Here is an 11,127-nt window from a genome sequence, read left to right as displayed (position 1 = left end):
ACCAAACATAAGGAAGGGTGCGCATGCAAGGGTTCGCCGGCAAGGTCGCCGTGGTGACGGGTGCGGGTTCGGGTATCGGGCAGGCGCTGGCCGTGGAGCTGGCCCGCTCGGGCGCCAAGGTCGCGATCAGCGACGTCGACGTCGAGGGCCTTGCGGAGACCGAGGCGCAGTTGAAGGCGATGGGGGCCGAGGTCAAGGCGGACCGGCTCGACGTGACGGAGCGCGAGGCGTTCTTGGCCTACGCCGACGAGGTCAAGGAACACTTCGGCAAGGTGAACCAGGTCTACAACAACGCCGGCATCGCCTACACCGGCGATGTCGAAATCAGCCAGTTCAAGGACATCGAGCGAGTGATGGACGTCGACTTCTGGGGCGTCGTCAACGGCACCAAGGCGTTCCTGCCGCACCTGATCGCCTCCGGCGACGGTCACGTCATCAACGTCTCCAGCGTGTTCGGGCTCTTCTCGGTGCCCGGCCAGGCGGCGTACAACGCGGCCAAGTTCGCGGTCCGGGGATTCACCGAGGCGCTGCGACAGGAGATGGTGGCGGCCGGCCACCCGGTGGCGGTGACCACCGTGCACCCCGGCGGCATCAAGACCGCGATCGCCCGCAACGCCACCGCCGCCGAGGGACTCGACCCCGAACAACTGGCCAAGCTGTTCGACAAGCGGCTCGCCAGGACCAGCCCGAAACGCGCCGCCGAGGTCATTTTGGACGCGGTCCGCAAGAAGAAGGCCCGGGTGCTGGTCGGCACGGACGCCAAGCTCCTGGACGTGATGGTGCGGGTGGCCGGCCCCTACTATCAGCAGCTGTTCGGCCCCGTCATGGGCCGGTTGATGCCCAAGCAGTGAGACCCGCCGTGGCGCGGCCGGTGGTCACCGGATAGCCTGACCCAGCACGCCGCCACTAGGAGTCCATATGGAAGGGTTCGCCGGCAAAGTTGCCGTCGTCACGGGCGGGGGATCGGGGATAGGTCAGGCCTTGGCGCTGGAGCTGGGCCGAGCCGGGGCGAAGCTGGCAATCAGCGACGTCGACATCGAAGGATTGGCAGAGACCGAGGAGCAATTGCATGCCCTCGGCGTGCCGGTCAAAGCCGACCGGCTCGACGTGACCGAACGCGAGGAGTTCCTCGCGTATGCGGACGCGGTCAAAGAGCACTTCGGCCAGGTCAATCAGGTCTACAACAACGCCGGAATCACGTTCGTCGGGTCCATCGAAGACACCCGATTCAAGGACATCGAACGGGTGATGGACGTCGACTACTGGGGCGTCGTCAACGGCACCAAAGCGTTTCTGCCCCACCTGATCGCATCCGGCGACGGCCACGTCATCAACATCTCGAGCGCGCTCGGGCTGTTCGCGGCGCCCGGGCAGGCCGCCTATGTCTCGGCAAAATTCGCCGTCCGCGGCTTCACCGAGGCGCTGCGACTGGAAATGGTGGCGGCCGGCCACCCGGTGCGGGTGACGACGGTGCACCCCGGCGGCGTGCGGACGGGGTTCGCCCGCAACGCCATCTTCGCCGAGGGGCTCGACCAAGACACCTTCGCGGCGATGTTCGAGGAACAGCAGGCCAAGACCACACCGACGCGAGCGGCTCAGCTCATCCTGGCCGGGGTGCTCAAGAACAAGGCCCGGGTGTTGGTCGGGCCGGACGTCAAGGCCATGGACCTGGTGACGCGGTTGACGGGTTCGAGGCCCGAGCGGCTGGTGAGCGGGCCGGTCATGGGCCGGGTGAAGCACGCCGTCGCGCGGCTGCTGCCCAAGCGCTGATTCAACGCCCCAGCGGGTGTTCGGCCAGCCAGCCGCCGGCCACCGCCTGCGGATCGGCCCCACCGGCCACTTGGCGGCGCATGTCGACCAGGGCCGCGGTGTCCAGCACGCCGGCCACTTCGTTGATGGCCAGCAGTTGCCGATCGGCCAGGGCGTTGCGGCGATACAGCGGCACCACGTTCTCGGCGCGTATCAACGCGGGCTTGCCGTCGACGAGCGTGACCAGGTCGGTGGGCAGGCCCGGGTCGGCGGTTGTCGTCCACCCCGCGGTCAGCTGGCCGACCCGCACCGCGGCGAACATCGTTGTGTCGTCCGGGAATTCGCGCGCGTCGGGCAGCCGGCAGCTGCCCACGGCCGACGGGGCGCGGCGCCCGCTGACGGTGCCGAGACTCAGGCCGCCGCAGTGCTTCGGCAGCGTGCTCAAGTCCGCGCTGACGTCGCTGCCGCCCCACGCCTTGGCGGTGGCGCCGGTCACCAACAGCACGGGCTTGTCCTCGGCGGCCGTCGTGTAGTCGCCCGCGGCGACGCCCTCGGGCAGCGCGGCCACCATCGCGCGGTAGACCTCGGCGTCGGACATGGCCGTCGCGCCGGGCTGCAGGCTCTGCAGCGTGCGGCCGGTCAGGGCCGGCACGACCGTGAACGCACCCGAGTCCAGCCGCGCCATCGGATCGTCAGCGCTCTCGGCGCGCGCCGCGAAACCATAGGACCGCAGCGCGGCGACGTAGACGCCGGCCAGCAGCGTGGACTCGGGGTCCGTCGCCGAACCGACCACCAATTCCGGGCGGGGGCCATGATCACCGCCGTCGGCCCCGCAGCCGGCCACCGCGAGCACGGTGGCGAGGAGCGGCGCCGCCAGCCAGCCGGTTCTCACCCCGCGATGTCTGCGGGGTCGGCGGCCAGGGCCACCGCCGTGGCGACCGCGTGCCCGACGCGCAGGTCCAGCGGGCTGGGGACGATCCGGTCGGGGGCCAGGTCGTCGCTGACCACCGAGAAGATCGCCTCGGCCGCGGCCACCATCATCTTCTCGGTGATCCGGCGCGCCCCCGCGTCCAGCGCCCCGCGGAAGACGCCGGGGAAGGCCAGCACGTTGTTGATCTGGTTGCAGAAGTCGCTGCGCCCGGTGGCCACCACCGCGGCGTACTTGGCGGCGACCTGCGGGTGGATTTCCGGGTCGGGGTTGGACAACGCGAACACGATCGCGTCGGGCGCCATGGTGGCGATCATCTCCTCGGGCACCACGCCGCCCGACACCCCGAGGAACAGGTCGGCGCCGCGCAGCGCTTCCGCCATGCTGCCGGTGAGGCCGTCGGGGTTCGTGCGCTGCGCCAGCACGCTCTTCACGCTGTTCATGTCGGCGCGCCCGGGGTGCAGGATGCCGCGCGAGTCGACCACGGTGATGTCCGAAACCCCCATGGCCAGAAGGAGATTCGTGCACGCGACGCCCGCGGCACCGGCGCCCGAGACCGCCACCCGCAGCGACGTCATGTCGCGGCCGAGCAGCTTGGTGGCGCCCATCAGCGCGGCCAACGCGACGATCGCCGTGCCGTGCTGGTCGTCGTGCATCACCGGGCAGTCCAGCGCCTCGATCACTCGACGCTCGATGTCGAAACAACGCGGCGCGGAGATGTCCTCGAGGTTGACGGCGCCGAAGGTCGGGCGCAACCGCACCAGGGTTTCGACGATCTCGTCGGGGTCCTTGGTGTCCAGCACGATCGGGATCGCGTTCAGGCCGCCGTACGCCTGAAACAGGGCGCACTTGCCCTCCATCACCGGCAGCGACGCGGCCGGCCCGATGTCGCCGAGGCCCAGCACGGCGCTGCCGTCACTGACGACGGCGACCAACCGGTTCGCCCACGTGTACCGGGCGGCGTGGCTGGGGTCGGCGGCGATCGCGCGACTGACCTGCGCCACGCCGGGCGTGTAGGCGATCGACAGCGCGCGCTGGGTGTCCAGGGGGGCCGTCGGGCCTACCGAAAGCTTGCCGCCTACGTGTGCCTCGAAGATCTCCGTCTCGGTGATCGCGCCGGCTTCGGCGCGCGTCTGTATCGATTCAATCAACTCGGACACGCGCTTCAGGGTACTGACTACCGGTTAGTAGACCTAATGGGTCAGATGAGACCCAGCTCGGTCACCGCTTTGCGCTCGTCGACCAGCTCCGCGGTGGTCTTGTCGATGCGGCCGCGGGAGAAGTCGTCGATGTCCAGCCCCTGCACGATCGACCAGTCGCCGTCCTTGGTGGTCACCGGGAACGACGACACGATTCCCTCCGGCACGCCATAGGAGCCGTCGGAGTAGACCGCCATCGACACCCAGTCACCCTGCGGGCTGCCCAGCAACCAGGAGCGGGCGGCGTCCACGGTGGCCGATGCCGCCGAGGCGGCCGAGGAGGCGCCGCGCGCGTCGATGATCGCCGCGCCGCGCTTGGCCACGGTCGGGATGAAGTCGTTCTCGATCCAGTCCTGGTCGTTCACGACCTCGGCCGCGTTCTTCCCGCCGACCTCGGCGTGGAAGATGTCGGGGTACTGGGTGGCGGAGTGGTTGCCCCAGATCGTCATCTTCTTGATGTCGGTGACCTGCGCGCCGGTCTTGCGGGCCAGCTGCGAGATGGCGCGGTTGTGGTCCAGGCGGGTCAGCGCCGAGAACCGCTCCTTGGGGATGTCCGGTGCGTTGCTCAGCGCGATCAGCGCGTTGGTGTTGGCCGGGTTGCCGGTCACGCCGATGCGGACGTCGTCGGCGGCGACGGAGTTCAGCGCCTTGCCTTGCGCGGTGAAGATCGCGCCGTTGGCCTCCAGCAGGTCGCTGCGCTCCATGCCCGGGCCGCGCGGCCGGGCGCCGACCAGCAGGGCGAGGTTGACGCCGTCGAAGATCTTGTTGGCGTCCGCGCCGATCTCGACCCCGGCCAGCAGCGGGAACGCGCAGTCGTCGAGCTCCATCACGACGCCCTCGAGCGCCTTGAGCGCCGGCTCGATCTCGAGCAGGCGCAGCTCGATCGGGCGATCGGGCCCGAGCAGCGAACCGCTCGCCAGGCGGAACAACAGGCTGTAGCCGATCTGGCCGGCGGCGCCGGTGACGGCGACCTTGAGAGGACTTGCGCTCACGTCGAAATACTCCTTGTGGAGATAGTCATGCAGATTCGGGTCTCGGCACGAAACTAGCGCACCCTTCTCGGCCGCCAACCTCCGGCCGGATCGTCACGCTTCGGGAAGACGGGACGCGTAGCATGGAGCACCGCTCGTCCAGACCTGCGCTGCGATCGGAGGTGGATGTGTTCCAGGGCTTTGACGCATTGCCTGAAGCGCTTCGGCCCCTCGCGCACGAGCCGCACCCGCCGCAGCCGGACCCCCAGCCCCAGGCGACGCACGAGACGTTGGTCGACTGCGCCGTCTACGCCGACGGCCACCGGCTGCCCGGCAAGTTCAGCTACGCCGAGGCCCGCGACAAGGTGCGCGAGATGGAGGCGCTCGGCCAGGACGCGTTCGTGTGGGTCGGGTTGCGCGAACCCGACCAAGCTGAGATGCAGGAAGTCGCGGACCTTTTCGGGATGCACCCGCTGGCGGTGGAAGACGCCGTGTGCGCACACCAGCGCCCCAAGCTGGAGCGCTACGACGAGACGGTGTTCTTTGTCCTCAAGACGGTCACCTATGTCCCGCACGAATCGGTGGTCAAGGCCCGCCAGATCGTGGAGACCGGCGAGATCATGGTCTTCGTCGGGAAGGACTTCGTGATCACCGTGCGCCACGGCGAGCACGGCGGCCTGTCCGAGGTGCGCAAGCGGATGGACGCCGATCCCGAGCAGCTGCGGCTGGGCCCGTTCGCGGTGATGCACGCGATCGCCGACGACGTGGTGGACCACTACCTCGAGGTGAGCAGCCTGATCGAGTCCGACATCGACAGCATCGAGGAGGTGGCGTTCGCGCCGGGCAGCAAGATCGACGTCGAGCCGATCTATCTGCTCAAGCGTGAGGTCGTCGAGCTGCGCCGGTGCGTCAGCCCGCTGTCCGTGGCGTTCCATCGGATTCAGGTGGAGAACAAGGACCTCATCTCCAAGGAGGTGCGGCGCTACCTGCGCGACGTCTCCGACCACCAATCCCAGGCCGCGGACCAGATCACCAGCTACGACGACATGCTCAACTCGCTGATCCAGGCGGCGCTGGCCCGCGTCGGGATGCAGCAGAACAACGACATGCGCAAGATGGCCGCCTGGGCCGGTATTTTGGCGGTGCCCACCATGGTCGCCGCCATCTACGGGATGAACTTCCATTTCATGCCCGAGTTGAACTGGACCTGGGGTTACCCGGGGATCATGGCCGCGATGACGCTGGCCTGCCTGGCCCTGTACTTCCAATTCCGGCGCAACAACTGGCTCTAGGCTTTCTCTCGCGAGCAGACGCGAAATCGCACGCTTTCGTGATGTTTCATGCGAGTCTGCGTCTGCTCGCGGAAGAGCTCAACGCGGTTGTGCGGCGGGGCGATTCGGGTTCAACACGTCCACCCCGTCGTTCTGCCACGCCTGGCGCATGGCCTCGGCGCCCTTCAACCGCACCCAGGCCGCTTCCGTCGCGGTGATCGGGGTCGCCGAGAGGAATTGCACCGGATCGCGGGGCGGTTCCAGCGGCAGGTCGTCGATGTCGCTGGGCCCCAACAACACCGCGGTGAACGGCACCGGCCCCGCGGACCCCGCCCACAGCGGTGAGCCGAGATCGACCAACGCGTCGGCGGTCAACACCAGGCCCTCGACCGCCGGGGTCGCGGCCAGGACCGCGAGGCTGCGGGCGACGCCGGTGACCGGTCCCGGATCGCGCAGGCTGAGGACGACTTCGGCGCGCGGGCCGCGCGTCTGGTCATCGACGATCTGCGTCGGGTCGGTCATCGGATAGCGCGAACAGCCCAGCGACACGTAACGCACCACCCCGTCGCTGCCGCGGAAGCGCAACACCTCGATCGGTTCGGTGCCCAGGAACGTCACGCTCGCCGAATCGGGCTCCGCGTCGGCGAAGTGGCGGTGCAGGTGGGCGCGCACCCGATCCAGGACGGGGCTCACGGCTCCCCGGCGTTGGTCAGGTTCACGCCGGAGCGCGCGTCGAAGACGGCCAGCTTCGTGGTGTCGAATGCCAACTCGATCGACTGCCCCATCGCCGCTTTGGATTCCGCGGAAACCCTTGCTACGAACTGGTTTTGGTGCGCGTCGGCCTCGGCGGCCAGCTCGTCGAGCTGAGCGGATCGCGCGGCCCAACCGGAGGTGGAGAAGTAGACGTACTTGTCGGCGCCCAGCGACTCGACCAAGTCGACCTTCACCTCGAACACGAGCGCCCTGATGCGCTGGTAGCCGTCGATCAGTGCGGCGTCCTGGAGATGTTCGGGCCGCACCCCGACGATGACGTCCTCCGGGGCCGGGTGCCTCGCGACGGCCGCCTGAACTTCCGGGGCCAGCATCACCTCCCCGAAGGGCAGCGTCAGCCCGACGGGCGTCAACGTGGCCGGGAAGAAATTCATGGCCGGCGAGCCGATGAAGCCCGCGACGAACAGGTTGGCCGGGTGCTCGTAAAGCTCGTCCGGCGCGCCGATCTGCTGCGCGACGCCACCGTGCATGACCACCACCCGGTCGCCCAGCGTCATGGCCTCGGTCTGGTCGTGGGTGACGTAGACCGTCGTGGTGCCGAGGCGCTTTTGCAGCCGGGCGATCTCGCCACGCATCTGGACGCGCAGCTTGGCGTCCAGGTTGGACAGCGGCTCGTCCATCAGGAAGGCCTTGGGGTGGCGCACGATCGCCCGGCCCATCGCCACCCGCTGTCGCTGCCCACCGGACAATTGGGACGGCTTGCGGTCCAGGAGTTCGGTCAGGTCAAGGGTTTTGGCGGTTTCCTCCACCTTGCGTGCGATCTCCGCCTTTTTCATCTTCGCCAGAGTCAGCGGGAACGCGATGTTCTGCCGCACGGTCATGTGCGGGTAAAGCGCGTACGACTGGAAGACCATCGCGATGTCGCGGTCCTTGGGCGCCTTCTCGTTGACCCGCTCGCCGCCGATACGCAGCTCCCCCGACGAGATGTCCTCAAGGCCGGCAATCATGTTCAGCGTCGTGGTCTTGCCGCAGCCCGACGGCCCGACCAGGATGAGGAACTCGCCGTCGGCGATGGTGATGCTGAGATCCTTCACTGCCACGGCGCCGTCCGGGTAGCTCTTGCTGACGTGGTCCAGCACAATCTCGGCCATCGCAGCTATCCCTTCACCGCGCCAGAGGTCAACCCGGCGATGATTCGTCGTTGGAAGATTAGAACAAAACCGATGATCGGGACCGTGATCACGATGGCGCCGGCCGCGATCGACCCGGTGGGATCCTCGAATTGCGAACTGCCACCGAAGTTCGCGATCGCCACGGGCGCAGTGATCGCCGCCTTGGTGGCCGTCAGCGACAGCGCCAGCAGCAGGTCGTTCCAGGCGAAGATGAACACCAGGATCGCCGCGGTCACCACCCCGGGCGCCGCCAGCGGGACGATCACCTTGCGGAAGGCCTGGGCCGGTGTGGCGCCGTCCATCTTGGCCGCCTTCTCCAGGTCCCACGGAATCTCCCGGAAGAACGCCGACAGCGTGTAGATGGCAAGCGGCAGCGCGAACGTGATGTAGGGCAAGATCAGGCCCGGCCAGGTGTCGAACAGGCCGACGAAGCGTTCGATGTTGAACAACGGGGTGACCAGCGAGATCGCGGGGAACATGGTAACCAGCAGGGTGGCGCCGATCAACACCCGCTTGCCCGGAAAGCTCAGCCGGGCAATCGCGTACGCCGCCATCGCACCGAGCGCCACCGCGATGGCGGTCGTGATCAGCCCGATCCCGATCGAGTTGATCAGCGCCGAACTGAACAGGTCACCCCGGAAGATGCCGCGGTAGTTCTCGAAGGACACCGACGACGGAATGAGCTTGCCGTCCTTGACCGTTGACGTCGGCTTGAGCGAGAGGCTGAGGATCCACACCACCGGAAGGAGTGCGTACACGACGACCACCGTGTCGACGACGGCCCAGACCGCGGCGCGCCTGGCGCCTCCCCCGTTAACGGCCATCGAGGTCACCGCCGGGCGCCGCCGCGCCGAACACCTTGATGTAGACCAGTGCGATGATCCCGACGCAGAGGAAGATCAGCACGCTGATCGCCGACCCCAGCCCGACGTTGAAGCCCTTGAACAGGTTGTTGTAGCCCAGGATTGACACCGAGTCGGTGTTGTTGGCGCCGGCGGTCAGCACGTAGATGTTGTCGAAGATGCGGAACGCGTCCAGCGTGCGGAACAGCAGCGCGACCACGACTGCGGGCTTGATGATCGGCAGGGTGATGCGCGCCAGCCGACGCCACGCCCCGGCCCCGTCGACCTGGGCGGCCTTGAGCAAGTCCTCTGGCACCAACGCCAGGCCGGCCAGCAACAGCAGCGACATGAACGGCGTGGTCTTCCACACCTCCGCGAGCACCACGATGCCCAGCGACGGAATCTGCTGGGTCAGCGGCGCGCTGCCGTGCGGCAAAAGGTTGGCCAGATAACCGGTTCCGGGCGTCCACGCGTAATACCAGCTGTACGACGCGACCACCGTGACGATGCCGTACGGCACCAGCACCGCGGTGCGCACCAGGCCCTTGCCCACCAGCGTGCGGTGCATCACCAACGCCAGCGCCAGGCCGAGCACGAATTCGGCGGACACCGAGACGGCCGCGATGCCCAGCGTGACGGCCAGCGCGGTCCACCAATAGCGGTCGGTCAAAACCGTTTGGTAGTTGGTCAATCCGACGAACGCGGTGTCGTCGGGGGTGGCGAGATTGTTGCGCTGGAGGCTCAGCCACACCGCGTAGCCGATGGGGTAGGCCGTCACCGCCAGCATGAGAGTCGCCGCCGGCGCGACGAGCAGGAAGGCAAGCCGCCGCCCCGACAACCGGTTTCGGCTGCGGGTGCCGGGGGCGACGGCGGCCTCATGCGGCTGCACGGCCGTGGCGGTCACGGCAACAGCCCCTTGCCGTCGATGGCCTTCTGCGCCTGCGTGGCGAGCTCGTCGGCCGTCCGCTCCGGGTCGATATCGGTGATGGGGCTCAGCGCCGCCGACAGCCGCAGCGACAACGCCTGGTAGACCGGCGTCGCCGGCCGCACGGCGGCGTCGGTGAGTTGCCGGCGGATGACCGCGTGCATGGGGTACTTGGCCTGGAATTGCGGGTCGGAGTACAACGATGTCCGCACGGCGGGCAGGCCACCCTCCATCGACACGTACTTCTGGCTCTGCACGCTGCGCAGGCAGCGCACCGCTTCGAACGCCTCCGCGCGGTGGCGGGTGGTGCTGGCGACGGCCAGGTTCAGTCCGCCGATCGTCACCTTGGCCGGCCGGTCCGGCGCCACACCGGGATACGGCGCGAAACCGAACACCTTTCGGCTGGCGTCGTAGGCGATGCGGTATTGCTCGTCGCTGGGCACGAACGTGCCGACGTCGTTGATGCTGCCGGCCAGGGCCGGATCCCGGTTCAGCGGCAGGAAGGGGACGCCGCCCTTCACCGCGTTCTCCAGCATGGAGGCCAGCACGTACGGCCAGTTGACTTCCAGTGCGGCCTTGCCCTGTTCGACCGCCAGGCGCGCCGTGCCCTCGTCGGTCCGGGTGATCGACGGGTCGGCCCCCGGGGCGGTGGCGACCGACTTGAGGATGCGCAGCGCGTTGACTGTCGCGGCCCGGTGCGCGGGTGTGTCGGTCAAGGTGACCCGGCGGCCGTCCTCGGAAAGCACCGCACCGCCACCGCTGACCAGCAGCGTGTTGAACCACACCACCAGGCCCTCGCCCTCGTTCGCCTGCACGGCGATCCAGGCCGGCCGGCCCTCGGCGTGCAACCGGCCGGCCTCGGTCACCATCGCGTCCCAGTCCTGCGGCGGTTGACTCACCAAATCCGTTCGATACCAGAGCAATTGCGTGTTGGTGGCGACGGGAGCGCCATACAGCTTGTGCTTCCAGCGGGCCGTCGCCAACGGGCCCGGGAGGGTGTCAGCGGCGGCGTCGGCGTCGGCAAGGCCGGCGGGGTCATCCGAGAGTGGCAGCGCCCATCCGGCCTCGGCGAACTCCGCGGTCCACACCACGTCCAGCGCCATCACGTCCAGCCCGCGGTCGTGTGCGCTCAGGCGCCGCGCCAGCTGCACCCGCTGCTCGCCGGGTCCCCGCGGCAGGCTCACGTGCTGGATGGCGAACCGGCCCCCCAGTTGCTTGCTGCACTCCTGGGCGACGGCGGTGAATGCGGTCGAATCGGTGGACGGCGTGAAGAAACTGATTACCACCCCGTTGCCGGCGGACCCGCAGGCCGTCGCCGCCGCCGTGATGGTGACCGCCGCCAGCCCGATGACGCCCATC

At 68.5% G+C, this 11,127-nt stretch carries 11 protein-coding genes; 3 read left to right on the top strand and 8 right to left on the bottom strand.

Going from position 1 to position 11,127, the window contains the following annotated elements; genetic code table 11:
• Positions 1-23 precede the first annotated feature (23 nt).
• Together A5680_RS17040 and A5680_RS17035 are read left to right on the top strand one after the other, a co-directional pair.
• On the top strand, positions 24-851 hold the full coding sequence (locus A5680_RS17040) for an SDR family oxidoreductase (protein WP_055398712.1): 828 nt from the start codon (positions 24-26) through the stop codon (positions 849-851).
• A gap of 67 nt (positions 852-918) precedes the next feature.
• Complete coding sequence (locus A5680_RS17035) at positions 919-1,770, top strand: SDR family oxidoreductase (protein ID WP_055398714.1); 852 nt, start codon at positions 919-921, stop codon at positions 1,768-1,770.
• 1 nt (position 1,771) lies between these two features.
• Here A5680_RS17035 and A5680_RS17030 read toward each other — a convergent pair whose 3' ends face one another.
• The 3 genes from A5680_RS17030 to A5680_RS17020 are packed head-to-tail and all read right to left on the bottom strand — an operon-like array spanning position 1,772 to position 4,868.
• Positions 1,772-2,641, bottom strand: a complete 870-nt coding sequence (locus A5680_RS17030; protein ID WP_055398716.1) for a glycine betaine ABC transporter substrate-binding protein — start codon at positions 2,639-2,641, stop codon at positions 1,772-1,774.
• Entirely contained in the window at positions 2,638-3,837 is a 1,200-nt protein-coding gene (locus tag A5680_RS17025) for an NADP-dependent malic enzyme (RefSeq protein WP_067821364.1), read from the bottom strand. The genes A5680_RS17030 and A5680_RS17025 overlap by 4 nt, the downstream gene beginning before the upstream one ends.
• Before the next feature lie 41 nt (positions 3,838-3,878).
• Complete coding sequence (locus A5680_RS17020) at positions 3,879-4,868, bottom strand: malate dehydrogenase (protein WP_067821362.1); 990 nt, start codon at positions 4,866-4,868, stop codon at positions 3,879-3,881.
• Between the two features lie 167 nt (positions 4,869-5,035).
• On the opposite strand from A5680_RS17020, the gene corA reads away from it, so the two are divergent.
• Positions 5,036-6,139 (top strand): magnesium/cobalt transporter CorA, encoded by a 1,104-nt coding sequence (corA, locus tag A5680_RS17015; RefSeq protein ID WP_067821431.1) that lies wholly within the window; start codon positions 5,036-5,038, stop codon positions 6,137-6,139.
• Positions 6,140-6,217: 78 nt separating this feature from the next.
• Here corA and A5680_RS17010 read toward each other — a convergent pair whose 3' ends face one another.
• From A5680_RS17010 to A5680_RS16990, 5 genes are read right to left on the bottom strand one after another with little or no spacing between them, the layout of a single operon-like run.
• Positions 6,218-6,811 carry a suppressor of fused domain protein gene (locus A5680_RS17010; RefSeq protein WP_055398722.1) on the bottom strand — a complete coding sequence of 198 codons (594 nt, stop codon included), beginning with the start codon at positions 6,809-6,811 and terminating at the stop codon, positions 6,218-6,220.
• Positions 6,808-7,980, bottom strand: a complete 1,173-nt coding sequence (locus tag A5680_RS17005; protein ID WP_067821359.1) for an ABC transporter ATP-binding protein — start codon at positions 7,978-7,980, stop codon at positions 6,808-6,810. Before A5680_RS17005 ends, A5680_RS17010 begins: the two co-directional genes overlap by 4 nt.
• Before the next feature lie 5 nt (positions 7,981-7,985).
• Positions 7,986-8,825 carry a carbohydrate ABC transporter permease gene (locus tag A5680_RS17000; RefSeq protein ID WP_067821356.1) on the bottom strand — a complete coding sequence of 280 codons (840 nt, stop codon included), beginning with the start codon at positions 8,823-8,825 and terminating at the stop codon, positions 7,986-7,988.
• Positions 8,815-9,732 carry a carbohydrate ABC transporter permease gene (locus tag A5680_RS16995; protein WP_067821429.1) on the bottom strand — a complete coding sequence of 306 codons (918 nt, stop codon included), beginning with the start codon at positions 9,730-9,732 and terminating at the stop codon, positions 8,815-8,817. Before A5680_RS16995 ends, A5680_RS17000 begins: the two co-directional genes overlap by 11 nt.
• A gap of 11 nt (positions 9,733-9,743) precedes the next feature.
• Positions 9,744-11,126 carry an extracellular solute-binding protein gene (locus A5680_RS16990; RefSeq protein ID WP_156675150.1) on the bottom strand — a complete coding sequence of 461 codons (1,383 nt, stop codon included), beginning with the start codon at positions 11,124-11,126 and terminating at the stop codon, positions 9,744-9,746.
• Position 11,127 lies beyond the last annotated feature (1 nt).

The sequence above is a fragment of the Mycobacterium sp. E2989 genome, assembly GCF_001667595.1.
In the GTDB taxonomy this organism is placed as follows: domain Bacteria; phylum Actinomycetota; class Actinomycetes; order Mycobacteriales; family Mycobacteriaceae; genus Mycobacterium.
Note: the sequence above shows the minus strand (reverse complement) of the source record. Positions and strands in the feature narration are given on the sequence as shown.